Source organism: Streptomyces sp. NPDC048659, from assembly GCF_040650575.1.
In the GTDB taxonomy this organism is placed as follows: Bacteria; Actinomycetota; Actinomycetes; order Streptomycetales; family Streptomycetaceae; genus Streptomyces.
Genome location: NZ_JBEZHM010000011.1, coordinates 116,551 through 141,572, shown reverse-complemented (window position 1 = coordinate 141,572; position 25,022 = coordinate 116,551). Strand labels below are relative to the sequence as shown.

The 25,022-nt window shown below is 73.6% G+C and carries 25 protein-coding genes; 10 read left to right on the top strand and 15 right to left on the bottom strand.

The annotated features are described in order from the left end of the window. Window positions 1–3: 3 nt before the first annotated feature. Entirely contained in the window at window positions 4–963 is a 960-nt protein-coding gene (gene deoC / locus AB0C99_RS11900; protein ID WP_362473095.1) for a deoxyribose-phosphate aldolase, read from the bottom strand. A 236-nt stretch (window positions 964–1,199) separates the two neighbouring features. On the opposite strand from deoC, the gene AB0C99_RS11895 reads away from it, so the two are divergent. Next, a complete protein-coding gene (locus AB0C99_RS11895; RefSeq protein WP_362473093.1) occupies window positions 1,200–1,847 on the top strand; it encodes a PH domain-containing protein in 648 nt (215 codons plus the stop codon). Between the two features lie 150 nt (window positions 1,848–1,997). Here the strand turns inward: AB0C99_RS11895 and AB0C99_RS11890 are convergent, their stop codons facing one another. The 4 genes from AB0C99_RS11890 to AB0C99_RS11875 form a co-directional block, all read right to left on the bottom strand. After that, window positions 1,998–3,146, bottom strand: a complete 1,149-nt coding sequence (locus AB0C99_RS11890; protein WP_362473206.1) for a hypothetical protein — start codon at window positions 3,144–3,146, stop codon at window positions 1,998–2,000. A gap of 240 nt (window positions 3,147–3,386) precedes the next feature. Continuing rightward, on the bottom strand, window positions 3,387–5,042 hold the full coding sequence (locus AB0C99_RS11885) for a phospho-sugar mutase (protein ID WP_362473090.1): 1,656 nt from the start codon (window positions 5,040–5,042) through the stop codon (window positions 3,387–3,389). A 117-nt stretch (window positions 5,043–5,159) separates the two neighbouring features. Beyond that, window positions 5,160–5,963: a purine-nucleoside phosphorylase gene (locus tag AB0C99_RS11880; RefSeq protein WP_362473087.1), complete on the bottom strand. Its 804-nt coding sequence runs from the start codon at window positions 5,961–5,963 to the stop codon at window positions 5,160–5,162. A 246-nt stretch (window positions 5,964–6,209) separates the two neighbouring features. Next, entirely contained in the window at window positions 6,210–6,647 is a 438-nt protein-coding gene (locus AB0C99_RS11875; RefSeq protein ID WP_362473085.1) for a gamma-glutamylcyclotransferase, read from the bottom strand. 232 nt (window positions 6,648–6,879) lie between these two features. Here AB0C99_RS11875 and AB0C99_RS11870 point away from each other — a divergent pair, with 232 nt between their 5' ends. After that, window positions 6,880–8,319: an NAD(P)H-quinone dehydrogenase gene (locus tag AB0C99_RS11870; RefSeq protein WP_362473082.1), complete on the top strand. Its 1,440-nt coding sequence runs from the start codon at window positions 6,880–6,882 to the stop codon at window positions 8,317–8,319. A gap of 188 nt (window positions 8,320–8,507) precedes the next feature. After that, the gene (locus AB0C99_RS11865; RefSeq protein ID WP_362473079.1) at window positions 8,508–9,482 is read left to right on the top strand and encodes a DeoR/GlpR family DNA-binding transcription regulator; all 975 of its coding nucleotides are present in this window, start codon (window positions 8,508–8,510) and stop codon (window positions 9,480–9,482) included. 184 nt (window positions 9,483–9,666) lie between these two features. Here AB0C99_RS11865 and AB0C99_RS11860 read toward each other — a convergent pair whose 3' ends face one another. Together AB0C99_RS11860 and AB0C99_RS11855 are read right to left on the bottom strand one after the other, a co-directional pair. After that, window positions 9,667–10,212, bottom strand: a complete 546-nt coding sequence (locus tag AB0C99_RS11860; RefSeq protein ID WP_362473077.1) for a helix-turn-helix domain-containing protein — start codon at window positions 10,210–10,212, stop codon at window positions 9,667–9,669. 133 nt (window positions 10,213–10,345) lie between these two features. Next, window positions 10,346–12,100, bottom strand: coding sequence for a biotin carboxylase N-terminal domain-containing protein (locus tag AB0C99_RS11855; protein ID WP_362473074.1), 1,755 nt, complete (start codon window positions 12,098–12,100; stop codon window positions 10,346–10,348). 373 nt (window positions 12,101–12,473) lie between these two features. On the opposite strand from AB0C99_RS11855, the gene AB0C99_RS11850 reads away from it, so the two are divergent. Continuing rightward, entirely contained in the window at window positions 12,474–12,899 is a 426-nt protein-coding gene (locus AB0C99_RS11850; RefSeq protein WP_362473072.1) for a hypothetical protein, read from the top strand. 34 nt (window positions 12,900–12,933) lie between these two features. On the opposite strand, the gene AB0C99_RS11845 is transcribed toward AB0C99_RS11850, so the two are convergent. The 4 genes from AB0C99_RS11845 to AB0C99_RS11830 all read right to left on the bottom strand — a co-directional run bounded on the left by AB0C99_RS11845 (window position 12,934) and on the right by AB0C99_RS11830 (window position 15,725). After that, entirely contained in the window at window positions 12,934–13,539 is a 606-nt protein-coding gene (locus AB0C99_RS11845; RefSeq protein WP_362473069.1) for a nucleoside triphosphate pyrophosphatase, read from the bottom strand. Between the two features lie 101 nt (window positions 13,540–13,640). Continuing rightward, on the bottom strand, window positions 13,641–13,769 hold the full coding sequence (locus tag AB0C99_RS11840) for a hypothetical protein (protein WP_362473066.1): 129 nt from the start codon (window positions 13,767–13,769) through the stop codon (window positions 13,641–13,643). Window positions 13,770–13,866: 97 nt separating this feature from the next. Beyond that, entirely contained in the window at window positions 13,867–14,079 is a 213-nt protein-coding gene (locus AB0C99_RS11835) for an acyl-CoA carboxylase subunit epsilon (RefSeq protein WP_362473063.1), read from the bottom strand. Between the two features lie 44 nt (window positions 14,080–14,123). Continuing rightward, a complete protein-coding gene (locus AB0C99_RS11830) occupies window positions 14,124–15,725 on the bottom strand; it encodes an acyl-CoA carboxylase subunit beta (RefSeq protein ID WP_362473061.1) in 1,602 nt (533 codons plus the stop codon). Between the two features lie 134 nt (window positions 15,726–15,859). On the opposite strand from AB0C99_RS11830, the gene AB0C99_RS11825 reads away from it, so the two are divergent. From AB0C99_RS11825 to AB0C99_RS11810, 4 genes are all read left to right on the top strand, one after another. After that, entirely contained in the window at window positions 15,860–16,711 is an 852-nt protein-coding gene (locus AB0C99_RS11825) for a biotin--[acetyl-CoA-carboxylase] ligase (RefSeq protein ID WP_362473059.1), read from the top strand. Window positions 16,712–16,921: 210 nt separating this feature from the next. Then, entirely contained in the window at window positions 16,922–18,061 is a 1,140-nt protein-coding gene (locus AB0C99_RS11820) for an adenylate/guanylate cyclase domain-containing protein (protein WP_362473203.1), read from the top strand. 40 nt (window positions 18,062–18,101) lie between these two features. Beyond that, window positions 18,102–18,899: an enoyl-CoA hydratase-related protein gene (locus AB0C99_RS11815; protein ID WP_362473056.1), complete on the top strand. Its 798-nt coding sequence runs from the start codon at window positions 18,102–18,104 to the stop codon at window positions 18,897–18,899. Window positions 18,900–19,028: 129 nt separating this feature from the next. Further along, window positions 19,029–20,144: a GGDEF domain-containing protein gene (locus AB0C99_RS11810; RefSeq protein WP_362473054.1), complete on the top strand. Its 1,116-nt coding sequence runs from the start codon at window positions 19,029–19,031 to the stop codon at window positions 20,142–20,144. 58 nt (window positions 20,145–20,202) lie between these two features. Here AB0C99_RS11810 and AB0C99_RS11805 read toward each other — a convergent pair whose 3' ends face one another. The 4 genes from AB0C99_RS11805 to AB0C99_RS11790 form a co-directional block, all read right to left on the bottom strand. Next, the gene (locus AB0C99_RS11805) at window positions 20,203–20,754 is read right to left on the bottom strand and encodes a YciI family protein (RefSeq protein WP_362473051.1); all 552 of its coding nucleotides are present in this window, start codon (window positions 20,752–20,754) and stop codon (window positions 20,203–20,205) included. Between the two features lie 92 nt (window positions 20,755–20,846). Continuing rightward, window positions 20,847–21,770: a hypothetical protein gene (locus AB0C99_RS11800; RefSeq protein ID WP_362473048.1), complete on the bottom strand. Its 924-nt coding sequence runs from the start codon at window positions 21,768–21,770 to the stop codon at window positions 20,847–20,849. Between the two features lie 163 nt (window positions 21,771–21,933). Next, complete coding sequence (locus AB0C99_RS11795) at window positions 21,934–22,506, bottom strand: HD domain-containing protein (protein WP_362473045.1); 573 nt, start codon at window positions 22,504–22,506, stop codon at window positions 21,934–21,936. 16 nt (window positions 22,507–22,522) lie between these two features. Next, on the bottom strand, window positions 22,523–23,503 hold the full coding sequence (locus tag AB0C99_RS11790) for an XRE family transcriptional regulator (RefSeq protein ID WP_362473042.1): 981 nt from the start codon (window positions 23,501–23,503) through the stop codon (window positions 22,523–22,525). A 347-nt stretch (window positions 23,504–23,850) separates the two neighbouring features. On the opposite strand from AB0C99_RS11790, the gene AB0C99_RS11785 reads away from it, so the two are divergent. Both AB0C99_RS11785 and AB0C99_RS11780 read left to right on the top strand, forming a co-directional pair. Further along, window positions 23,851–24,018, top strand: coding sequence for a hypothetical protein (locus AB0C99_RS11785; RefSeq protein WP_362473039.1), 168 nt, complete (start codon window positions 23,851–23,853; stop codon window positions 24,016–24,018). Between the two features lie 193 nt (window positions 24,019–24,211). Further along, entirely contained in the window at window positions 24,212–25,012 is an 801-nt protein-coding gene (locus AB0C99_RS11780) for a fumarylacetoacetate hydrolase family protein (RefSeq protein ID WP_362473036.1), read from the top strand. Window positions 25,013–25,022: the final 10 nt, after the last annotated feature.

Below are 25,022 nucleotides of genomic sequence, written 5' to 3'. Positions count from 1 at the left end.
CGATCAGTCCACCGTCACGTAGTCGGGGCCGGAGTAGCGGCCGGTCGCCAGCTTCTGACGCTGCATCAGCAGGTCGTTGAGCAGGCTGGAGGCGCCGAAGCGGAACCAGTGGTTATCCAGCCAGTCCGCGCCGGCGGTCTCGTTGACCAGGACCAGGAACTTGATGGCTTCCTTGGTGTTGCGGATGCCGCCCGCGGGCTTCACGCCGATCTGGACGCCGGTCTGGGCGCGGAAGTCGCGCACGGCCTCCAGCATCAGGAGCGTGTTGGCGGGGGTGGCGTTGACCGCGACCTTGCCGGTCGAGGTCTTGATGAAGTCCGCGCCGGCCATCATGCCGAGCCAGGAGGCGCGGCGGATGTTGTCGTACGTGGAGAGCTCGCCCGTCTCGAAGATCACCTTCAGCCGCGCGCGGTCGCCGCACTCGGCCTTGATCGCGGCGATCTGCTCGTAGACCTTCAGGTAGTGCCCGGCGAGGAAGGCGCCACGGTCGATGACCATGTCGATCTCGTCGGCGCCCGCCGCGATGGCGTCGGCCGTGTCGGCCAGCTTCACCGGCAGCGCGGCGCGCCCGGCCGGGAAGGCGGTGGCGACCGAGGCGACCTTGACGCCGGAGCCCGCGAGCGCGGCCTTGGCGGTGGCCACCATGTCGGGGTAGACGCAGACGGCGGCCGTGGTCGGCGTGGTGCGGTCGGTCGGGTCGGGGAGGACGGCCTTGGCGGCGAGCGCCCGGACCTTGCCCGGGGTGTCCGCGCCTTCGAGCGTCGTCAGGTCGATCATGGAGATGGCCAGGTCGATGGCGTGGGCCTTGGCCGTGGTCTTGATCGAGCGGGTACCGAGGGACGCGGCGCGCGCCTCCAGGCCGACGGCGTCGACGCCGGGCAGCCCGTGGAGGAAGCGGCGCAGCGTGCTGTCGGACGCGGTCACGTCGGCGAAAGCGTGTGCTGCGGGTGCAGTGGTGGGCATGGTCACCAGTCGAGCATATCTACGCGCGTAGCGGCCTGTACAGGGGCCTGCTCGGACGAGCGCCCGAAAGCCCAGGTGGGTACGGGGCGCGGGGGTGCGGGTGAACTCCGTCACATGCCCCCGGCATGGCGCCGGTACGGCACCGGCGGGACGCCGCCCCGAGGCAGACGGGAGTGTGACGACAGGCCCGAGAGCCGCCTGAGCCGAACGGGGAGCCCTGAGGCACAATCGGGCGCATGACGACCCCCGAGCCGCCCGCCCCGCAGCCCTCCGAGCCCGCCTACGCCGACCAGGTCTTCCGGTCGCCGCTCGGCATCGCGGGCGGGGTCACGCTGCTCGTCATCGCCGTGCTCCTCGGCGGTGACTCGATGCTGCGCGGCGAGGGCCGCGTGCCGTGGATGGCGCTCGCCGGGCTGGTCCTCGTGGTCCCGCTGATCGTCGCCTTCACCATCCGCCCCGCCGTCTTCGCCAACGAGGAGCGGCTGCGGATCCGCAACCCCTTCCGCACCATCGCGCTGCCCTGGGGCACCGTCGCCGACCTGCGCGCCGGCTACTCCAGCGAGGTCCTCACCCGCGACGGCGCCACCTACCAGCTGTGGGCCGTCCCCGTCTCGCTGCGCCAGCGCAAGCGCGCCGCCCGCAAGGCCGCCCGCGCCTCCCAGGACGACCCGCACGGGCGCACCTCGGCCACCGCCGACGTCACCGACCGGGCCTCCCGGGTCGCCCCCAGCGACCAGACCGTCGCCGACCTGCGCGACATGGCCGAGCGGCTCGGCGACCGCCCCGAGACGCAGGGCACCCCCGCCATCCGCTGGGCGTACGAGGTACTGGCCCCGGCCGCCGCCGGCCTCGTCCTCCTCGTGGTCCTCTGGGCGACGGGCTGAGTTTTCGGGGCGGGCTCGCGGGAGGGCCGGGCTCGCGGACGGGCTGAGTCCCCGGCGGGCTCTCCCGCGACGGGCCGGGTGCCGGGCGGGCTGAGCCCTCGGCGGGCCGGGTCCCGGCGGGCTCACCTCCGACCGGGCCGGGCCCCGGACTCACGGCGGTCCCGGCCACACCAGCAGCATGTGGGCGCCCAGCCACGCCGAGGACAGGGCCGCCGCCGCGAGCGCCAGGGTCCGCGCCGCCGGGCGGGACCCGGCCAGGCCCCGCGCCAGGGGGAGCAGCAGCGGGAAGGCCGGGAGCAGGAAGCGGGCGCGCGGGAAGTAGACGCCGCCGCTGCCCAGCACCACCAGCAGCAGCACACCGGAGAAGACCAGCAGCGGGAGCGGCTGGCGGTCCGCGAGCGCCAGCAGGAACAGGCCCGCCGACACCACCAGCACCAGCGAGACCACGACCAGGAACAGCGAGGGCCCGCGCGCGTAGACCAGCACGCCGCGCAGCAGCCGGAGGGTGGTCGCCCCGCCGTCCCACTCGTTGCCCCACCGCCGCTGCACCGCGAAGTAGCCGTCCCGGCGGCCCAGCCGCGCCGCCACCCAGGCCACGTAGCCGAGCCAGCCCAGCGGCGCCGCGCACACCGCCGCCCAGGCCCGCCGCTCCCCGCGCCGCGCCGCGAGCAGGGCGCCCGCCGCCACCGCCGCCGCCACCGCGACCCCGGTCGGCCGGGTCAGCCCCGCCGCCACCGCCAGGCCCGCGGCCCACGCCCAGCGCCCGCGCAGCACCGCGTACAGCGCCCACGCGGCCAGCGCCGTGAACAGCGACTCGGTGTACCCCATCCACTGCACCGCCGCGACCGGCAGCGCCCCCCACAGCACCGCCAGCAGCGTCCCCGTACGGCGCCCGTGCAGCCGGTCGCCGACGGCGAAGACGCCCCAGGCGGCGAGCAGCGAGCAGCCCCAGGCCAGCCCCAGGCCCGCCGAGGCGGCCGAGCCCGGGGCGACGGCCGACAGGGCCCTGACCAGCAGCGGGTACAGCGGGAAGAAGGCCAGGTTGTCGTGGTCGCCGGGCGGGCCGAGGGCCCGGTCGTAGCCGTGCGCGGCGATGTCCAGGTACCAGCCCGAGTCCCAGGAGGTCGCCAGCGTCGGCCACACCCCGTGGCCCTTCAGGTGCGCCCAGCGGGCCAGCACCAGGAGGCCGAGCAGCCGCACGGCCAGATAGCCGAGCAGCGCCGGGGCCGCCCGCCGCAGCGCGCCCGGCAGCGGGCCGGGCGGCGGGCCCGGCGGGCGGCGGCGCAGCAGCCGGGGCAGCCGGCGGGGCGGCGGCACGGGCCCGCGCGCGGCGGGCACGGCGCGGCGGGGGGTCAGCCGGGAGGGCACCGGGGGCACCGGGTCACCCTCGCCCCGGCCGCCTCCGCGCGGGGCGCGGGTTACGTCACCTGCCGTACCCGGTTCACCCGAAGGGGGAGCCCGGCGGGACGCGGGCCGGGGAACGCCGGAGGGCCCGTACGGAAACGATTCCGTACGGGCCCTCCGGCGGGGCTCCCGCCGCTACAGGCCCGCGGCCTCGGCCAGGTCCTTCTTGAGCGCGGCCAGCACGTCGGCGCCGGTCGCGCGGGCCGTCGCCAGCTCGTCCGCGCCGCCGACCGGGACCACGACCTCCAGGTAGCACTTGATCTTCGGCTCGGTGCCGGAGGGGCGCACGATCACCCGGGCCTTGTAGTCGCCCTCCAGGTGGTAGCGCAGGCCGTCCGTCGGGGGCAGCGACTCGGTGCCCTTCGTCAGGTCCTCCGCCGAGACGACGGTGAGGCCCGCGAGGCGCACCGGCGGGTTCTCGCGCAGCGCCGCCATCGCGTTGGCGATGATGCTCAGGTCCTGCACCCGCACCGAGAGCTGGTCCGTGGCGTGCAGCCCGTGGGCCACCGCCAGGTCGTCCAGCAGGTCGGTCAGGGTGCGGTCCTGCTCCTTGAGCACCGAGGCCAGCTCGGCGACGAGCAGCGCCGCCGTGACGCCGTCCTTGTCGCGGACGCCCTCGGGGTCGACGCAGTAGCCCAGCGCCTCCTCGTAGCCGTACCGCAGGCCCTCGACGCGGGCGATCCACTTGAAGCCGGTCAGCGTCTCCTCGTAGCCGACACCCGCCGCCTCCGCGATCCGGCCGAGCAGCGAGGACGACACGATCGACTCGGCGAACACGCCCCGGGCGCCCTTGTGCACCAGGTGTGCCGCGAGCAGCGCGCCGACCTCGTCGCCGCGCAGCATCCGCCAGCCGCCCTCGGCGGACGCGTCGGGCACGGCCACCGCGCAGCGGTCCGCGTCCGGGTCGTTGGCGATCACGAGGTCCGGCTCCGCCGCCCGCGCCGTCTCGAAGGCGAGGTCCATGGCCCCCGGCTCCTCCGGGTTCGGGAACGCGACCGTCGGGAAGGCCGGGTCCGGCTCCGCCTGCGCGGCGACCAGCACCGGCGCCGGGAAGCCGTGCCGGGCGAAGGCGGCCGTCAGGACGTCCTTGCCGACGCCGTGCATGGCCGTGTAGACGGTCCGCGCGCCGCGCGGGGAGCCCGGGGTCAGCACCGCGTCCGTACGCGCCAGGTACGCCTCCAGGACCTCGTCGCCGAGGGTCTCCCAGCCGGACTCGGGGCGCGGCACGTCGGCGAGCGCGCGCACCGCGTCGATCTCGGCGGCGATCTCCACGTCGGCCGGCGGGGTGATCTGCGAGCCGTCGCCCAGGTACACCTTGTAGCCGTTGTCGCGCGGCGGGTTGTGGCTGGCGGTCACCTCGACACCGGCGACGGCGCCCAGGTGCCTTATGGCGTACGCCAGGACGGGCGTCGGCAGCGGGCGCGGCAGCACCGCGGCGCGCAGCCCGGCGCCGGTCATCACGGCGGCGGTGTCGCGGGCGAAGTCGGCGGACTTGTAGCGGGCGTCGTAGCCGATGACGACCAGGCCGCCGCTCTCGCCCTTCGCCTTGAGGTACGCGGCGAGGCCGGCGGCGGCGCGGATGACCACGGCGCGGTTCATCCGCATCGGGCCGGCGCCCAGCTCGCCGCGCAGGCCGGCGGTGCCGAACTGGAGCGTGCCGGCGAAGCGCTCGGCGAGCTCTTCGGTCGCGCCCGCGTCGAGGAGCTTCGCGAGCTCCTCGCGGGTCTCGGCGTCGGGGTCCTCGGCGAGCCAGGCGTGGGCCCGGGCGAGGAGGTCGTCTTCCTGCGTCACGGTGTGCCTTTCGGGGCGATGGCGGCGGGCGGGCGGCGGGGCGGAGCGGGGCGGGCCGCTGGAGCTGTTCCCCGCCCCGCCCCTTCCCGAACCGGGGCTCCGCCGCCGGTTACGGACTCAGATGCGGTCGAGCACGCGGGTCAGGAGCTCGCCCATGCGCGCGGCCGAGTCACGGCCCGCCTGGAGGACCTCTTCGTGGTTCAGCGGCTCGCCCGACAGGCCCGCGGCCAGGTTGGTGACGAGGGAGATGCCCAGGACCTCGGCGCCCGCCTCGCGGGCCGCGATGGCCTCCAGGACGGTGGACATGCCGACCAGGTCGCCGCCCATGACGCGGACCATGTTGATCTCGGCCGGGGTCTCGTAGTGCGGGCCGGGGAACTGGACGTAGACGCCCTCCTCCAGCGTCTCGTCGACCTCCTTGCACAGCGCGCGCAGCCGCGGCGAGTACAGGTCGGTGAGGTCGACGAAGTTGGCGCCCACGATCGGCGAGGCGGCCGTCAGGTTCAGGTGGTCGCTGATCAGGACCGGCTGCCCGGGGCGCATGCCCTCGCGCAGGCCGCCGCAGCCGTTGGTCAGCACGACGGTGTCGCAGCCCGCGGCGACGGCGGTGCGCACGCCGTGGACGACGGAGGCGACGCCGCGGCCCTCGTAGTAGTGGGTGCGGCCGAGGAAGACCAGGACCCGCTTGTCACCGATCTTGTACGAGCGGACCTTGCCGCCGTGGCCCTCGACGGCCGGCGGCGGGAAGCCGGGGAGCTCGGTGACCGGGAACTCGGCCTCGGGGGCGCCCAGGGCGTCGACGGCCGGTGCCCAGCCGGATCCCATGACCAGGACGACGTCGTGCTTCTCGACTCCGGTCAGCTCGCGAAGGCGGGCGGCAGCGGCCTCGGCGGCCTCGTACGGGGTGGCAGTTGCGTTCACTGACTCTCTCGCCTCGGGGAGGGGGGTCCGAGGGGAGCCCCGGACGGGTTTGGTACGCGTATTTGTTACGCGCAGCAGCCTAGCCGGAGAATCCCTACGCGCGTAGATGACGTTGCGGACGGACCTGCGATCGTTGTCTTGTCGTTTCCGACGAAGATCGCGACGCAGGGCGTGCCGAGGACCGCGACGGGGCGTGCGGCGACGGCGCGGCGACCGGCGGGCCGGGGCGCGCCCCGGCGCCCCGTGTCAGCACGGGCGCTTGCGCAGCTCCATCACGTAGTCGTGCGGCGCCCCGGCGGACTCCGCCGCGTCGGCGACCTCGCCCAGGTAGCGGGCGGACGGCAGCCCGCCCTCGTACGCGTTCAGCACGTACACCCAGGCCGGCTCCTCGCCGTCCAGGGTGTGCACCCGCACCCGCATCCGCCGGTAGATGTCGAGGCCGACGCCCTCCCAGCGGTCCAGCGAGTCCTCGTCCATCGGGGCGAGGTCGTACAGCGCGACGAAGACCTGGGAGCGCGGCGCCTCCACGATGGTGGCCAGCGCGCCCTCCCACCCCATCTGCTCCCCGCCGAAGGTCAGCCGCCAGCCGTTCAGCCAGCCGGTGCCGCGCAGCGGCGAGTGCGGAGCGCGGCGGGTCATGAGCCGCGCGTCGAGGTTGCCGGCGTAGGCGGCGTAGAGCGACATGGGATCGAGGGTACGGGAGGGGGCGGGGTGCATGACGAAGTCCGTGGTAGGGGCCCCGGCCGCGACGGCCCCCGGGGCCGGTGACCCGTCGGTACGCCCCCGCCGCGTGCCCGCCGGGCCGGTACGGGAGAATGGGGTACGCACTTGAAGCGTGCGGGACAATGGCGTACGCACTGCATCCCAGCGGGGGGACCCCCCGGCAGCAGAACGAGAGCGCGAGGCGTAGATCCCAGTGACCCGGATCGTGATCATCGGCGGCGGACCCGGCGGCTACGAGGCGGCCCTCGTGGGCGCCCAACTCGGCGCGGAGGTGACCGTCGTCGACTGCGACGGTCTCGGCGGCGCGTCCGTCCTGACCGACTGCGTCCCCTCCAAGACCCTGATCGCCACGGCCGAGGTGATGACCACCTTCGACTCCTCGTACGAGGAGCTGGGCATCATCGTCGCCGACGACACCCCGCACGTGGAGCAGGCGGCCCGGGTGGTCGGCGTGGACCTGGGCAAGGTGAACCGGCGGGTGAAGCGCCTGGCGCTCGCCCAGTCGCACGACATCACCGCCTCCGTCACCCGGGCCGGCGCCCGGGTGCTGCGCGGGCGCGGGCGGCTCTCCGGGCGGCAGGCCATGGACGGCTCCCGCCAGGTGATCGTCACCGCCGCCGACGGCAGCGAGGAGACCCTCACCGCCGACGCGGTCCTGATCGCCACCGGCGGCCACCCGCGCGAGCTGCCCGACGCCCAGCCGGACGGCGAGCGGATCCTGAACTGGACCCAGGTCTACGACCTCGGCGAGCTCCCCGAGGAGCTCATCGTGGTCGGCTCCGGCGTCACCGGCGCCGAGTTCGCCGGCGCCTACCAGGCGCTCGGCTCCCGGGTCACCCTGGTCTCCTCCCGCGACCGCGTGCTGCCGGGCGAGGACCCCGACGCCGCCGCCGTCCTGGAGGACGTCTTCCGGCGCCGCGGCATGAACGTCATGGCGCGCTCCCGCGCGGAGTCCGCCAAGCGGGTCGGCGACCGGGTCGAGGTCACCCTGTCGGACGGCCGGGTCATCTCCGGCACGCACTGCCTGATGGCCGTCGGCGCCATCCCGAACTCGGCCGGCATGGGCCTGGAGGAGGCCGGGGTCCGGCTGAAGGACTCCGGTCACATCTGGACCGACAAGGTCTCCCGCACCTCCGCCCCCGGCGTGTACGCGGCCGGTGACGTCACGGGCGTCTTCGCGCTCGCCTCGGTCGCCGCCATGCAGGGCCGGATCGCGATGTACCACTTCCTGGGCGACGCGGTGGCCCCGCTGAACCTGAAGACGGTCTCCTCCAACGTCTTCACCGACCCGGAGATCGCCACCGTCGGCTACACCCAGGCGGACGTGGACGCGGGCAAGATCGACGCCCGGGTCGTCAAGCTGCCGCTGCTGCGCAACCCCCGCGCGAAGATGCAGGGCATCCGGGACGGCTTCGTGAAGATCTTCTGCCGTCCGGGCACCGGCATCGTGGTCGGTGGCTGTGTCGTCGCCCCCCGTGCGAGCGAGCTGATCCACCCGATCTCGATCGCGGTCGACAACAATCTGACCGTCGAACAGATCGCAAATGCTTTCACCGTGTACCCCTCCCTGTCGGGCTCGATCGCGGAAGTGGCACGGCAGTTGCACACCCGAAAGGCCGCGGGCGAGGCGTAAGGGCCCTGTCCGAGCCCGGCCGGAACCCTTCCCGCCTGCGGGAACGGTTCGCCTGGTCGGACAACCCCCGGCAACTCGGGACAACGGCGGGGTCTCCCATACCACTTGGGGACCCCGCTTGTGTGCATCTTCTGCAATTCGGCGCATAGTGCTGAAAATCATCGGCCGATCACGTTACTGTCAGTTTCGTGTTCGCTGCAGAACGTCGCCAGTTGATCCTCGAAATGGTGCGCGCCAATGGAGCCGTATCGCTCCGCGAGCTCGCCCGCGTCGTCCAGACCTCAGAAGTGACCGTACGGCGAGACGTGCGGGCGCTGGAGGCAGAAGGACTCCTCGACCGCCGCCACGGCGGTGCGGTGCTGCCGGGCGGATTCACGCGCGAATCCGGCTTCCCGCAGAAATCCCATCTCGCGACCGCCGAGAAGACCGCCATCGCCGACATGGCCGCGAGCCTCGTCGACGAGGGCGAGGCCATCGTCGTCGGCGCCGGCACCACCACGCAGGAGCTGGCGCGCCGGCTCGCCCGGGTGCCCGGGCTCACCGTCGTCACCAACTCGCTGCTGGTCGCCCAGGCCCTCGCCCACGCCAACCGGGTGGAGGTCGTCATGACCGGCGGCACCCTGCGCGGCTCCAACTACGCGCTGGTGGGCAGCGGGGCCGAGCAGTCGCTCCAGGGGCTGCGGGTCTCCCGGGCCTTCCTGTCCGGCAGCGGGCTGACCGCCGAGCGCGGCCTGTCCACCTCGAACATGCTCTCCGCGAGCGTGGACCGGGCGCTGGTGCAGGCGGCGGCGGAGGTGGTGGTCCTCGCCGACCACACCAAGCTCGGCACCGACACCATGTTCCAGACGGTGCCGACCGACGTGATCACCCGCCTGGTCACCGACGAGCCGCCCGCCCACGACGAGCGCGCCGCCACCGAGCTCCAGGCCCTGGCCGACCAGGGCGTGCAGATCGCGGTCGCCGGCACGGGCCTGGGCCACGGGGGCGACCAGCACCCCCCGGGCGGTCGCCCGCGCCGTGACGTCCCGCTGCCGGGACAGCGCGGGCGGGTCCCGGGCGGGCAGTTCCGCGGCGGCCCGGGCGGTCCCGGCGGCCCGGGCGGCCTCGGCGAGGTGCTCGCCCCCGAACGGCCGGTGCGGGTCGCGGACATGCGGCGGCGCTGAGCGGCCGGACGGCACGGGTGCCGACCGCCGGGGCCCGTGGGCTCCGGGTGCCGCCGTCCGGCGCCGTGGCCTGCTGTCCGGTGCCCCTGCACCGGTGCCGCTGTCCCCGCCCGCTGTTCGTCGCCCCGCTGTCCGCCGTCCGGTGCCGCCGCCCCGCTGCCCGCCGTCCGGCGCCCCCGTCCGCTCAGGTCGTGATGCCGTGGACGGCCAGGGACAGCAGCCGGTCCGCCAGCTCCGGGTCCTCCGGCGAGCGTTCGGCGGCCAGCGCGATCGCGTTGGTCAGCTGGACCAGGTCGCCGATCGCCACCTCCGCGCGCACCGCGCCCGCCCGCTGGGCGCGCACCAGCAGCTCGCTGCCCGCCGCCCGCAGCGGCTCCCCGCACGCGGCCAGCGCCGAACTCCGGTCCCGGGAAGCCGACATGAGGGCGATGGCCAGCCCCCGGTACTCACCCGCGTGGGTGATCAGGGCGCGCAGCCACGCCACCAGCGCCGCCCGCGGCTCCGGCGCGCCCGCCAGCTCCGCGGAGTGGCGCAGCAGGGCCGCCAGGGCGTCCTGGAAGACGGCGCCGAGCAGCGCCTCGCGGTTGGGGAAGTGCCGGTAGAGCGTGCCGATGCCGACCCCGGCGCGCCGCGCGATGTCCTCCAGGGACGCGTCCGTCCCGTGCGCGGTGAACGCGGCGCGGGCCTCGGTGAGCAGCCGCTCGTGGTTCCGGCGCGCGTCGGCTCGCATCCGTACTCCTTGGGCCGGGGGCGGGTGACACGAAGGGCCCGCGGGCGGTCGTCGCCCCGGGCCCTTCGTACCGTACCCCGTGGTCAGGGGCCCGGTTCGCGTCCTTGGATCCGTCCTTGGATCCGTCCTCGGATCAGTCCTTGATCTCGCAGATCGCGGCGCCCGAGGTGATCGAGGCGCCCACCGCGGCGGAGAGGCCCTTGACCGTGCCGGAGCGGTGCGCGTTCAGCGGCTGCTCCATCTTCATGGCCTCCAGGACGACGATCAGGTCGCCCTCCTTGACCTCCTGGCCCTCCTCGACGGCCACCTTGACGATGGTGCCCTGCATCGGGGAGGCGAGGGTGTCGCCGGAGGCGGTCGGGCCCGACTTCTTCGCGGCGCGGCGCTTCGGCTTGGCGCCGGCGGCCAGGCCGGTGCGGGCCAGCGACATGCCGAGCGAGGACGGGAGGGAGACCTCCAGGCGCTTGCCGCCGACCTCGACGACGATCGTCTCGCGACCGCTCTCGTCCTCGTCGGCGTCCGCGCCGGCCGGGGCGAAGGGCTTGATCTCGTTGACGAACTCCGTCTCGATCCACCGGGTGTGGATGCGGAACGGGTCGGCGGTGAACGCCGGGTCGACCACGACGGCCTGGTGGAACGGGATGGCCGTGGCCATGCCCTCGACCTTGAACTCGGCGAGCGCGCGGGCGGCGCGCTGGAGCGCCTGCTCGCGGGTGGCGCCGGTGACGATCAGCTTCGCGAGCAGCGAGTCCCAGGCCGGGCCGATGACCGAGCCGGACTCGACACCCGCGTCCAGGCGGACACCGGGGCCGGTCGGCGGGGCGAAGAGGGTGACGGTGCCGGGCGCCGGGAGGAAGTTGCGGCCCGGGTCCTCGCCGTTGATGCGGAACTCGAAGGAGTGGCCGCGGATCTCGGGGTCGCCGTAGCCGAGCTCCTCGCCGTCGGCGATGCGGAACATCTCGCGGACCAGGTCGAGGCCGGTGACCTCCTCGGTGACCGGGTGCTCCACCTGGAGGCGGGTGTTGACCTCCAGGAAGGAGATCGTGCCGTCGACGCCGACCAGGAACTCGACGGTGCCCGCGCCGACGTAGCCGGCCTCCTTCAGGATGGCCTTGGACGCCGCGTACAGCTCGGCGTTCTGAGCCTCCGACAGGAACGGCGCCGGGGCCTCCTCGACCAGCTTCTGGTGGCGGCGCTGGAGGGAGCAGTCACGGGTGGAGACGACCACCACGTTGCCGTGGGTGTCGGCGAGGCACTGGGTCTCGACGTGCCGCGGCTTGTCCAGGTAGCGCTCGACGAAGCACTCGCCGCGGCCGAAGGCGGCGACGGCCTCGCGGACGGCCGAGTCGTAGAGCTCCGGCACCTCTTCGAGGGTGCGGGCGACCTTCAGGCCGCGGCCGCCGCCGCCGAAGGCGGCCTTGATCGCGATCGGCAGGCCGTGCTCCTCGGCGAAGGCGACGACCTCGTCGGCGCCCGAGACCGGGTCCGGGGTGCCGGCGACCAGCGGCGCGCCCGCGCGCTGCGCGATGTGGCGCGCGGCGACCTTGTCGCCGAGGTCGCGGATGGCCTGCGGCGGCGGGCCGATCCAGGTGAGGCCGGCGTCGAGGACGGCCTGGGCGAACTCGGCGTTCTCGGAGAGGAAGCCGTAGCCCGGGTGGATCGCGTCGGCACCGGAGTCGGCCGCTGCCTGGAGCACCTTGGCCATGTCCAGGTAGCTGGTGGCCGGGGTGTCACCGCCCAGGGCGAACGCCTCGTCGGCCGCGCGGACGTGCAGAGCGTCCCGGTCCGGATCGGCGTAGACGGCTACGCTGGCGATCCCGGCGTCCCGGCAGGCCCGGGCGACGCGGACAGCGATTTCGCCACGGTTGGCGATGAGCACCTTGCGCACGATGGCTCCCTCCTTGAAACAAGCTGAGTTTAGGGACTGCCGACACGGCCTTTCGACCCGTCCCCAGTGGTGAGCTTGCCCACACGGAGCGTGATACGAGGCGCGCTCGGGTCGTGAAATCCCTTGTCGCACCACGGTACGCAGGGTTTCTTTACGGCACAGTAGCCCCGAGGTGTGGCGCAGGTCTCTGTTCGCGTGACCAGTCGCCAAACGGGTTTCTTTGTGGAGTCCCTACGAATGGCTCAGCCATTCTTTGCCCGAGTGGCGTCCGCCCGTCCGGGCGCGCGAACCCTTGTCCGGGGATTTACCGGCCAGTAGCCTTCGCCCTGTTGTTCGTACCGGAGGTAACAGCCGCATTCAGGGGGTGGCCGAGGTGGCCCGAAGACCGATAGCGCTCGTGACGGCCGCCGTGCTCTTCCTCGAAGCGCCCGGCATCGTCGCCCTCAACGCCGTGATGGCGCGCTTCGTGAAGGCCCAGTCGATGTCCCTCGACGGGCTCCACCCCGACGCGATGTACGCCGGGACCTGGGCGCTCGGCCTCGGCTCCGGGGCGCTGCTGCTGCTCTGCGGCCTCGTCCCGCTGATCGCCGCCCTCCGCGACCGCCGCCCCGGCCGCGCGGGCCGGGCGCTGCTGATCGGCTGCGCCGTGGTGCACGGCGTGCTGGGCGCGGTGACGGTCGGTCTGCTGGGCTGGGGGGCCTTCGCGTTCATGATGCTCGTCGTCGGGCTGATCGTGCTGACGCTCGTGGCGTACGGGGAGCCCGGGGCGGCGAAGGAGGGGGCCCCGGCGCCCGCCTGAGGCCCCCCGGCCCGCGCCCTCCGCACGGGAAGGCTCAGACCCAGAGGTCCGTGATGGACACGTCCAGCTTCGCCAGCAGGGTGCGCAGCAGCGGCAGGGACAGGCCGATCACGTTGCCCGGGTCGCCGTCGATGCCCTCGATGAAGGGAGCCGAGCGCCCGTCGAGCGTGAACGCGCCCGCCACGTGCAGCGGTTCGCCGCTGGCGACGTACGCGGCGATCTCGGCGTCGCTCGGGCTGCCGAAGCGGACGACGGTGGAGGCGGTGGCCGACTCGTAGCGCTTGGCCGTCGTGTCGTACACGCAGTGGCCGGTCTGGAGGATGCCGACCCGGCCGCGCATGGCCTGCCAGCGGGCGGTGGCCTCGGCGGCGTCGGCGGGCTTGCCGAGGGCCTGCCTGTCGAGCTCCAGGACCGAGTCGCAGCCGATGACCAGCGCGCCGGCGGCCTCGGGGCGGGCGGCGACGTGGGCGGCCTTGGCCTCGGCGAGGGCGAGGGCCAGTTCGGCCGGGGTCGGGGCGTGCGTCCTGGTCTCGTCGACGCCGCTCACGATCACCTCGGGGGCGAGCCCCGCCTGGCGGAGCAGCCCGAGGCGGGCGGGGGAGGCGGAGGCGAGGACGACACGGCGGCGGTCAGCAGTCATGGGGGCAGCGTAGCGAGCGCCCCGGGCGGGTGCCGCGCGCGAGCGGGCGGGCCGCCGGGCGGGCTTCCGGCCCGCCGCGCGCCCTCAGCGCCCGCGCGCCCTCAGCGCCCGCTGAGCACGAGCATCAGCACCACCATGGCGCATCCCAGCAGCACGCCCGCGCGGCGCAGCATCGCCTGCATGTCGCGCATGTCCTTCGGCGGCTCGTTCTTCGGGTCGGACCACAGCATGGTCCCGATCCTGCTGCCCCGGCGGCCGGGGCGCCTGAGTACGGGTACTCAAGCGTCCCGTGCGATGTGCCGGACGGGCCCCGGTCCGCGCCCGGGCTCAGGCGGGCCAGTAGGACCGCGCCCACGCGCGCGGGCCCGGCCGGTGGGGCAGCTCGCGGGCGATCCGGGCGGGGTCCGACCAGCCCTCCGGGGTGCGCGGGCCGCCGCCCGCGGCGGCCGCCGCCGCCGTGGCCGCGGCCCGGGCCTGGACCACCGCCAGTGCGGCGGCCAGCTCCTCGGGGGTCGGATTTCCTCGTACGACTCTGATCATGCCGGTGTCCCTCCCAGCGATCGGACGGCGACTGGACAGCGCGTTTAGAGCGGGATGTTGCCGTGCTTCTTCGGGGGCAGGGATTCCCGCTTCGTCCGCAGCTGACGCAGGCCCTTCACGATCTGCGGGCGGGTGTCGGACGGCGGGATCACCCCGTCGATGTAGCCGCGCTCGGCCGCGATGTACGGGTTGAGCAGGGCGTCCTCGTACTCCTGGATCAGCCGCGCCCGCTCCGCGTCCGCCGTGCCGGCCTCCTCGGCCTCCGCGATCGCGCGGCGGTGCAGGATGTTGACCGCGCCCTGCGCGCCCATGACGGCGATCTGCGCGGTCGGCCAGGCCAGGTTGAGGTCGGCGCCCAGGTGCTTGGAGCCCATCACGTCGTAGGCGCCGCCGAACGCCTTGCGGGTGATGACCGTGATCATCGGGACGGTGGCCTCGGCGTACGCGTAGATCAGCTTCGCGCCGCGCCGGATGATGCCGCCGTACTCCTGGTCCACCCCCGGCAGGAAGCCCGGCACGTCGACGAAGGTGAGCACCGGGATGTTGAAGGCGTCGCAGGTGCGCACGAAGCGCGCGGCCTTCTCGCTCGCGTCGATGTCGAGGCAGCCGGCGAACTGCATCGGCTGGTTGGCGACCACGCCGACCGGGAAGCCCTCGACGCGGCCGAAGCCGGTCAGGATGTTCGGCGCGAACATCGCCTGGGTCTCCAGGAACTCGCCCTCGTCCAGGACGTGCTCGATGACCGTGTGCATGTCGTACGGCTGGTTCGCCGAGTCCGGGATGAGCGTGTCGAGCTCGCGGTCCTCGTCGGTCGCCTCGGTCTCGGCCGTCTCCGGGAAGGCGGGCGGCTCGGAGAGGTTGTTCGAAGGCAGGTAGGACAGCAGGGACTTGACGTACTCGATCGCGTCCTTCTCGTCGCCCGCCATGTGGTGCGCGACACCCGAGGTGGTGTTGTGGGTGCGCGCCCCGCCCAGCTCCTCGAAGCCGACGTCCTCGCCGGTCACGGTCTTGATGACGTCCGGGCCCGTGATGAACATGTGCGAGGTCTGGTCGACCATCACCGTGAAGTCGGTGATCGCGGGCGAGTAGACCGCGCCGCCCGCGCAGGGGCCGACGACCAGCGAGATCTGCGGGATCACCCCGGAGGCGTGGGTGTTGCGGCGGAAGATCTCGCCGTACATGCCGAGCGCGCTGACGCCCTCCTGGATGCGGGCGCCGCCGGAGTCGTTGATGCCGATGACCGGGCAGCCGGTCTTCAGCGCGAAGTCCATCACCTTGATGATCTTCTGGCCGTAGACCTCGCCGAGGGCGCCGCCGAAGACCGTGAAGTCCTGCGAGAAGACGGCCACCGGACGCCCGTCGACCGTGCCGTAACCGGTCACGACGCCGTCGCCGTACGGGCGGTTCTTCTCCAGCCCGAAGTTGGTGGACCGGTGCCGGGCCAGCTCGTCCAGCTCCACGAACGAACCCTCGTCGAGCAGCAGGGCGATCCGCTCGCGCGCGGTCAGCTTGCCCTTCGCGTGCTGCTTCTCGACCGCCCGTCCGGAACCGGCGTGCGTCGCCTCGCCGATCCGGCGCTGCAGGTCCGCGATCTTGCCCGCGGTCGTGTGAATGTCGATCTCGTCGTGCTCTGCCGGCTCGGACATCGGGATGCGGCTCCCTGCCTGGTCACGGGGGGTTCGTTGACTACGAATGGGCTACTGCTGAGCTACTGACCCGTAGCGTATCGGCGCCGATACGGTTCGGCAGTGCGGCGTTTGCCACACCTACGCTGGCTTGCATGACGTCCTCCCAAGGCTCCGCGGGGCGCTGGTCCGACCTCGACCGGCCGCCGCTCAACGCGCCCGCCCTGCGCCACGCGCTCGTCCTCCCCGACGGGCTGTGGACCTCCCTCGACGTGGTCGAGTCCACCGGCTCCACCAACACCGACCTGGCCGCCCGCGCCGACGCGCTGCCCGAGGGCGCGGTGCTCGTCGCCGAGGAGCAGACCTCCGGGCGCGGCCGGCTCGACCGCGCCTGGACCGCCCCCGCCCGCTCCGGGCTCTTCCTCTCCGTGCTGCTCAAGCCCGACGTGCCCGTGCACCGCTGGGGCTGGCTCCCGCTGCTCACCGGCGTCGCCGCCGCCACCGGCCTGTCGAAGGCCGCCGGGGCCGACCTGACCCTCAAGTGGCCCAACGACCTGCTGGTGCGTGTCGCGGGCGAGGAGCGCAAGACCGGCGGCATCCTCGCCGAGCGGGCCGGCGCCGACGGCGTGGTGGTCGGCCTCGGCCTCAACGTCAGCCTGCGCCCGGACGAGCTCCCCGTCCCCGCGGCCGGCTCCCTGCTCCTCGCCGACGCCGTCTCCACCGACCGCGACACCCTGCTGCGGGCCGTCCTGCGCTCCCTGGAGCAGTGGTACGGGGCGTGGGTGCGGGCGGGCGGCGACCCGGCCGCCTCCGGGCTCCTGGCCGCGTACGAAGAGCGCTGCGCCACCCTCGGCCGCCGGGTCCGCGCCGAGCTGCCCGGCGAGCGGAAGCTGGAGGGCGAGGCCGTCGGCGTGGACGGCGACGGACGCCTGGTCGTCGCCACCGAGGGCGGCGGCACCGAGGCCGTCGCGGCGGGCGACATCGTCCACCTGCGCGCGGCCGGCTGACCCGGCCCCGGACGCGCGGCGCGTCCGAACCGGTCGGTCACCCCGGGTGGCGGCCGGTTCGGGCGTGAGCCAGCACACACCTGTCGTATCGTGGAGCCCGATTCGTGGGGCGCGGTCGTGCGCGCCTGCCACGCGACAGAACGGCAGGACAGTGGGCAGGGAACGGGCAGGAGGCGGCCGGTGACCGTCGACGACGCGAGCGGCGGCGGCGTGGCCGAACCGGCCGGGCCGGCCGGACCGGCGCCGGAACCCTCCGCGTACCCCACCCCCCACCACGTCGTCGACCACACGGCCGAGCCGACCGACGACCCGCTGGCGATCCGCCTCGAACAGCTCATCCTGGGCGCCGACCGCCGCTACACCCCCTTCCAGGCCGCCCGCACCGCCGGCGTCTCCATGGAGCTCGCCTCCCGCTTCTGGCGCGCCATGGGCTTCGCCGACATCGGCCAGGCCAAGGCGCTCACCGAGGCCGACGTCCTCGCCCTGCGCCGGCTCGCCGGTCTCGTCGAGGCCGGGCTGCTCAGCGAGCCGATGGCCGTCCAGGTCGCCCGCTCCACCGGGCAGACCACCGCGCGCCTGGCCGAGTGGCAGATCGACTCCTTCCTGGAGGGCCTGACCGAGCCGCCCGAGCCCGGCATGACCCGCACCGAGGTCACGTACCCCCTGGTCGAGCTGCTCCTGCCCGAGCTGGAGGAGTTCCTGATCTACGTGTGGCGCCGCCAGCTCGCCGCCGCCACCGGGCGGGTCGTGCAGGCCGCCGACGACGAGGAGATGGTCGACCGGCGGCTCGCGGTCGGCTTCGCGGACCTCGTCGGCTTCACCCGGCTCACCCGCCGCCTGGAGGAGGAGGAGCTCGGCGAGCTCGTCGAGGCGTTCGAGACCACCTGCGCCGACCTGGTCGCCGCGCACGGCGGCCGGCTCATCAAGACCCTCGGCGACGAGGTCCTGTACGCCGCCGACGACGCCGGGACCGCCGCCGAGATCGCGCTGCGCCTGATCGAGACGCTCAGCCACGACGAGACGATGCCCGCGCTGCGCGTCGGCATCGCCTTCGGCACGGTGACGACCCGGATGGGCGATGTCTTCGGCACCACGGTCAACCTGGCCAGCAGGCTCACCTCGATAGCCCCCAAGGACGCCGTCCTGGTCGACAGCGCCTTCGCCGAGGAGCTGACCAGGACCGGCGAGGCGCCCGTCTCCGAGGCCAAGGCGGCCGAGGAGGCCGCCCGCGCGGAGCGGGAGGGCGAGCGCCCCGCCACGTACCGCTTCGCGCTCCAGCCGATGTGGCAGCGGCCGGTCCGCGGACTGGGCGTCGTGGAGCCCTGGCTGCTGGGGCGCCGTCCGACCTAGGATCCCGGTGAACAGTCGTTAACCGGGAGGGTGTGCGGTCATGGCGGAGCGGTCCGAGCAGCGCTTTGGTGAGTTCGTCGCAGTCCGTAGGGAGGGATTCGTCGCCGAGCTCGTCCTCGACCGGCCCAAGGCGATGAACGCGGTCTCCTCCGAGATGGCCCGCTCCCTCGGTGCCGCCTGCGACGCGCTCGCCGCCGACCCCGCCGTCCGCGTCACCGTGCTGACCTCCTCGAACGACCGGGCCTTCTGCGTCGGCGCCGACCTCAAGGAGCGCAACTCCTTCAGCGACGCCGACCTGGTCCGGCAGCGGCCGACCGCCCGCGCGGCGTACACGGGCGTCCTGGAGCTGCCCATGCCGACCGTCGCCGCCGTGCACGGCTTCGCCCTCGGCGGCGGCTTCGAGCTGGCGCTGGCCTGCGACGTGATCGTCGCCGACGCGACCGCCGTGGTCGGCCTGCCCGAGGTCTCCGTGGGCGTCATCCCCGGCGGCGGCGGTACGCAGCTGCTGCCGCGCCGGGTGGGCGCGGCCCGCGCGGCGGAGCTGGTCTTCACGGCCCGCCGGGTGGAGGCGGCCGAGGCGCGCGAGCTGGGCCTGGTGGACGTGCTGGCGGAGGACGCCCGGACCGGGGCCCTGGAGCTGGCGGGCCGGATCGCGGCGAACTCGCCGGTCGGCCTGCGCGCGGCCAAGAAGGCGATGCGCCTGGGCCAGGGCCTGGACCTGCGGGCGGGCCTGGAGGTCGAGGACGCGGCCTGGCGCTCGGTGGCCTTCTCGGGCGACCGGGCCGAGGGCGTGGCGGCGTTCAACGAGAAGCGGAAGCCGAACTGGCCGGGGGAGTAGCCCGCCCCCGCACCTCACCGCCTCGGCCGGCTTCCTCATTTGTCCCGATTGCGTCCTGATTTTCACTATATGTAACTTTCTGTGACGTCTCGAAAGGGAAAATGGATCAAACCTCCCTAAGCTGGAGGAATGGGTGAGGACGTGCGGCTGCGGGCCGTGGTGGCGCTGGCGCAGGCGATGGCGGCGGCGCACACCCCGCGGGAGTTCTGGAGGGCCGCGGCGCTGGGTGCCTGCGAGGCGCTCGGCGGCAGCTTCGCGGCGCTCTCGGTCTGGGAGCGGGACCACGGGCGCCTGCGCGTCCTGGTGAACGCGGGGGAACGGGCGGCGGGGGAGGAGGAGTTCCCGGACTCCGAGACGTATCCCGTGCACCAGTTCCCGGAGATCACCGAGTTCCTGCACGAGCAGTGGGCGGGCGGCGGGGAGCCCGACGCCTGGGTGGAGACCGCCTTCGACAAGGTGCAGACCGGCCGGGTCGCCGGGCTGCGGCGGCGCGGGCGCGGCTGCTGTGTGGTCGCGCCGATCGTGCTGCACGGCCGCGCCTGGGGCGAGCTGTACGTGGCCCGGCGGGCCGGGGAGGTGTGCTTCGACCGGGACGACGCGGACTTCGCGACGGTGCTGGCCGCCGTGGTCGCCGCCGGGATCGCGCAGTCGGAGCGGCTGGAGGAGGTCCGCAAGCTCGCCTTCACCGACCCGCTGACCGGGCTCGCCAACCGGCGGGCCGTGGACACCCGGCTCGACGAGGCGATCGAGCGCTACCGGGCCGACGGTTCGGTGGTGAGCCTGGTGGTGTGCGACCTCAATGGTCTGAAACGCGTCAACGACACGCACGGCCACGCGGTCGGCGACCGCCTGCTGGAACGATTCGGCTCCGTACTGTCACGGTGCGGGGCGCGCCTCTCGGGCGCGCTGGCGGCCCGCCTGGGCGGTGACGAGTTCTGCCTGCTCTCCGTCGGCCCCGGCGCCGACGAGGTGGTGGCCGTCGCCGAGGAGCTGTGCGTGCGGGCGGCGGAGCTGGAGCTGGGCGAGGGGGTCGCCTGCGGGGTCGCCTCGACCGGCGACCCGATCGGCCCGCTGAAGTCGGCCCGCCGGCTGTTCCGGCTCGCGGACGCGGCGCAGTACCAGGCGAAGGCGGCCCGCTCCCCGAAGCCGGTGGTGGCGGGCCGCGACGGCACGGTCATCCGCCTGGCGGACGCGCCGCCGGGCGCGCGGGACCGCCGCCGCTTCCGGGACGCGCCGCCGGTGTAGGGGCGGGGGCTATCTGGGCGGGCCCGGGGGCCGTCCGGACGGGTGCGGGTCCGGGGTCCTACCGGCGCCCGCCGAACGTCCACGCGTACACCTCGACGTCGGCGTACCCCTCCGCGCTCAGGACCGCCCGCGCCGCCGCCGCGTCCGGGGCCCGGAGCAGGGCCGCCGTGCCGAGCCAGGCGGCGCCGTCGTCGGAGCGCAGCGGGCCGTACGCGACGAGGTCGGCGTCCCGGTCGGCCGGGGGCTCCGGGTCGACGGGCGCGCCCTGGCCGAGGCCGAGCACGCAGAAGAACTCCCCCTCGGCCCGGTCCCCGGGGAACTCCCACATGGTCCGCCCCAGCGCGTTACCCCAGCGGCGCACCATGACGTCCCGGTAGGCGCCCGCCTGGTAGTTGGGCTCGTCGCACGCGAAGGCGCGGGCGGCGGCGGCGTCCGGCAGCTCCACGAGGTGCACGCTGCCGAGGAGCGCGTCCCCGTCCGGGTCGAACAGCGGCCCCCGGGCGATCAGTTCCTTCTCGTAGCGGTCCATGTAGGCCCAGTGGGCCTCCAGGAGCTCTTCGCGGAGGGGGAGGGAGCCGGGGCGGTCGCGGTGGAGGACGAGGAATTCCATGCGGCGAGCATCACCGGGCCCGGCCGCGCCCGTCCAGCCCTTTCCGTCCGGCCCCGTCCGTCCGGCCGCACTCGTCCGGCCCCGCCCGGCGCCTACGGGAAGGCGGCGCCCTCGGAGCGGCAGAGCCAGCACAGGGTCTCGTCGCCGACCGGCCGGAACAGTGTCGCCTGGACGTGCTCGCCCTCGCACTCGCGCATCCCGGCGAGCCGCGACGGCGGAGCGGGCGGGCCCGGCAGCCGTACGGGCGGCACCTCGCGCAGCAGGTAGCGCAGCAGGCCGCCGGGCCGGTGCACGGGCGTCCCGGCGGGGGGCAGGCCGCGCAGGATGTGCTCGTGGACGGCCTCGGACGTGTGCCCGGCGGCCAGCCACCGCGCCACGAGCCGGGTCAACTCCTCGCGCATTCCGGGCGGGACGTGGCGCAGGGCGGGGGAGAGCAGCGGCAGTACGCCGATGAGCGCGCGGGCTTCCTCCGGCGTCTCCGGCTCGGGCGGCTCGGGCGCCGGGGTCCCCTCCGCCGCCCGTTCGCTCACCCGTTCTGTCTCCGGCTCCGTTTTCGACTCGGGCGCGGGCGGACGGTAGGGGGTGTTCTCCCCGTCGTCTTTTCTTGGATGACGGTCGGTGGCCCGGGGGGTCGGAGCACCGACGGCCGGAATCCGGGCACTCGGCGCGACCTGCGCCGCTGCCGCCGAACTCCCCAGCAGCTTGGCGGCCTGACCCTCGCTCAGCGGCACGTTGGAGACGAGCTGCCGGGTCACCCACCGCCCGCCGGGCCCCTGGACCCGCCGCTCGTGGACGAAGCCCTCGGCCATGAGCTGACGCTTCGCCCGGGTGAACGCGCACGCCCCGATCCGGGCCCGCTCGGCGCTGCGCGACAACGACTCGCGCGCCCCGTCGGGGAGGCTGAGCTGCCAGGTGAGGAGCCGCACGGCGTCGGAGCAGAGCCGCGGATGGCGGATGAGCTCGTGCGAGAACTGGGTGAAGCCGCGCGAGGGCGCGATAAAGTTGCGATACATCATGGTGGAGGTGCAATCCACTAGTGGGTGTAGGCCCTCGCTGATGGTTGGCGCCATCGCGGGGGCCGATTTATGTGAACCGTACCGCACGCAGCGTGGCCGTATGAACACATCGAGTGAATATGCCACTTGAGGGTGAGCGGCCCGCCGGCTCGGGCTCGCGCGGTCAGCCGAGGAATGTCCGACGCCACTCCAGCGGCGACATCGTGAGTGCCGCCTCGGCCAGTTCGCGGGCGGATGCCGTCTTGAGGCTGTTCAGCGACGTGTCGATCCAGTCCTGCACCAGCGTGTTTCCCTGAGCCCGGTACTCCACCGCCTGCACCAGGCATTCCAGCTTGTCCGCGTCCTTGGCCACGATCGCCTCGGGGCTGTCGTTGGCCTCGTACTCCTCGACCACACGCTGGACTCCGGCCTGCACCGCCGGGTGAGCGCGGGCGACCTGGTCGGCGGTGACGGTCTCGTTGGACGCTGCCTTGATGTAGCGGCGGCCGATGTGAGGGATGTCCCCGATCCGGGTCTCCTGGGTGTCGTGGAAGAGACACATCAGCGCGACCTTCGCCGGATCCACGCCTTCCATCATCGCGAGGACGGCGCCGATGATCCCGACGCGGAACGAATGGTCGGCGATCGACTCCGGGTTGTTGTTGCCGGTGAACCACCAGCCGGTCCTCTTGGCCTGCTTCATCACGCCCATCTCGAAGATGAAGCCGGCCGTGCCCCTCGCCGTGTCGTCTGCCATGTGCTGACCTCCGCTCTCAGGTGCGATCACGCAAAACGTAGTGCACGAAATCGAGTTCGCGACGGGACCTCCCCGAGATCCCTCCTCCGTCCAGCACCCGCTCCGTACGTTCCCCAAGCTCAGCCGCCAACCCCTTCGCGGCCGCCGGAAGCCAAGGGTGCGCGGTCAGCAGAGCCCACAGGGTGTGTGCGTACAGGTCGACATACCCGGGGGCGTAGTGGAACCCGCGCACCAGGCCCCGCAGCAGGGTGACGGGGTCCCAGGCGGTCGGTTCTCGGTCTCGCATGAACCGGTCGTCGGACTGTGGCAGGCGTGCGCCGCCGAGCCAGTAGGCCCAGTAGTTCAGGTTCGCTGCCTCGGCGGTGTCGTCGTCGGCCAGGGAGCGCTCGATGAAGTCCAGAAGGGGTTGGGGGTCCCCCAGCCGGGCCAAGGCCGTTGCCGTCGAGCGCGCCTCCGCCCAGTGTTCCGACCATCCCCGCCGGGCCAGCACACCACGCCGTGCGTGCAGGGCTTGGGCCGTCCAAGACACAGCCGCCGGTCCCCGGTCGTACGAGGCGAGGTAGAGCGCCTGGCGGTGCAGTAGAGCCCCGCCTGCCGGGCGCCGCGCCGCCTCGGCGGTCTCCCGCAGGTGCTCGAAGAACTGCGTCTGCTCTGCGGTGCCGAGTTGGGGAGCGTAAGCCGACGGCCCCCGCCGGGGCGCCGGAACCCGGCCCGCGAGAGCCGGGGGCGCCAGCCCCGTCAGGGCCCATGCCAGCATGTGCGCCGTGTCCCTTGTGTGCACCCACGACGCCAGCGGGTGCAGGTCCGGCTCCTCCGGCGTGTCGAGCGCGGCCCCGATGATTTGGTCGGCATCCATCGCGGGGTCGAGTAACCCCACCACTCGCGGATCCGCGCCGAGCAGCCCCAGCCGGCGCCTCAGCCTGAGCAGCGTGCCCGCCTTCATGTTCGCGAGTGGCCGGCGTCCCGACTCCCAGCCTTGCAACGTGCCGAGGTCCACGTCCAAAGCCTCTGCCATCGCCGTCTGCGTGCGGGGGATGCTCTCCCGCGCCAACCGCAGCACGAACCCAGCGACCGATCCCCTCGCCGCACGGCCCCGTGCGGACGGTCTCGCCGTCATGGCCTGCTCCCCGAGTGCGTGTTGCCCCCAACTCGTACTGCCAGTCAGTCCTACCGCGCTCACAGCGACCGTACGTTCAAGACGCGCAAACCGGCAGCACTCCGAAGGGTGCTGCCGGTTGACGCAGCCGCTCGGGGAAGGAGGACCCCGAGCGGTCTCCGAGGCAGTGACCCACGCCGTATCCGGATCCGTGGCCGCCGCTGCCCCGAACCGAGAGGAGCCACGACGTGACCATGCCTCAAACGCCTCGTAGGGCCCCCGGCGCGAACGGCCGGACGTACACGCCGCCGGAGCCCCGGCCGGGTGCGCCGAGCCGGGCCCTGCGCCTGCGGGCGGCCGACGGCTGGGAGAATTTCATGCGCCGCTCCGAGAGCAGGCCGGAGGCGGGACCGTGAGGCCGGTCGATCCGGACGGATACGAGCAGCACCCCCTCCTGAACAGGAACGTCCGGGACATCGCGTCGCACGGGGAAGGTGTCCTTGTCGCCGTGACACACGAGCTCCACAGTCACGGAGCCGTACGGATCGCCCACATCCGCCCCAAGGGCGGGACCGAGCGGACGACGTCCGCCGACAACATCCAGCTCTTGTGACCCGGTTACGACTCTCGCGGCAGCGACCGTCTCTCGCCGCCCTGGCCGGGGAACTGGCGGACGCGAGCTGTCGTCGTGCTCCCGTACTGCCGCTGGCCGACCGCTTCCCGGGGCTGACTCTTGAAGACGCGTATCGCATTCAGCGGCTCAACGTGGAGCGTCGGGTCTCGGTGGGTGGCAGAGTCGCCGGCCACAAGATCGGCCTGACCTCACTCGCCATGCAGCAGCAGATGGACATTCACGAGCCCGACTCCGGATTCATCCTGGCAGACATGATCGCGCCCAGCGGAAGTCGCGTGAATGTCGGGGAATTCATGGCCCCGCGGATTGAGACGGAGATCGCCTTCCGTATCGGTCGCGACCTGAACGGTCCGGCGGACCTGCGCGCGGTCCGGACCGCCGTGGCGGAGGTGTTCCTCGCGTTCGAAGTGCTCGACACGTGCTTTACGGACTGGAACATCACGCTGGTCGACAGCATCGCCGACAACGCTGCTTGCGCCGGGGTCATCACCGGTGCTCCGGTCCCCGTCGACGACATCGGGGACATCGCCGCCGAGCACATCACGGTGGGCGTCAACGGGACGACAGTGGCGGCCGGGGAAGGGCGCGACATCCTCGGCGACCCGTTCAAGGCGCTGGTGTGGCTGACGCACCACCTCCCCTTGCTCGGAACAACGCTGCGCGCGGGCGACATCATCCTGGCCGGTTCCGTGCACGCCGCAATCCCTCTCGTCCCCGGCATGGACATCCGGGCCACATCGACCCAGCTCCCCGCCATCCGTACGCACGCCGTCTGAGTCCTGCCCG